Here is a 370-nt window from a genome sequence, read left to right as displayed (position 1 = left end):
GATACAGCGTAATGGCACCATGAGCTTAAACACGATTGAGCGGGTGGTGGGTATCATGTATCCCTTCTTGCAAGCAGAGTTGTTTTTGAAATACCCACTGCGCACCCTAAATGACACTTTGCGTGAGCATATCGATACTTTGGTCGAAGAAAACATCATCGTGGACAAAGGGGTGAATGCGGATGGTCATCGCATCCTGACCACGCCAGAGCCGAATACCCGTAGCTATCAGCAGTTGACAGTGCTTGCCAACTCAGTTGAGCAAAGTTTAGAGCGCTACTTTATGGTACTTGCGCTGCTGAGTCAGCAAGGCTCAGGCAAACTCACCAAAGATCAAGTGATTGATTTGGGTCATCTGCTCGGTCAGCGC

At 48.9% G+C, this 370-nt stretch carries 1 pseudogene; it reads left to right on the top strand.

Annotated features, from left to right (window positions below):
* Nucleotide 1: 1 nt before the first annotated feature.
* Nucleotides 2–370 (top strand): annotated as a pseudogene (locus tag ACMV8I_RS21385) (hypothetical protein); the annotation flags it as partial.

The sequence above is a fragment of the Ewingella sp. S1.OA.A_B6 genome (assembly GCF_049889095.1).
Lineage (GTDB): Bacteria > Pseudomonadota > Gammaproteobacteria > Enterobacterales > Enterobacteriaceae > Ewingella.
Note: the sequence above shows the minus strand (reverse complement) of the source record. Positions and strands in the feature narration are given on the sequence as shown.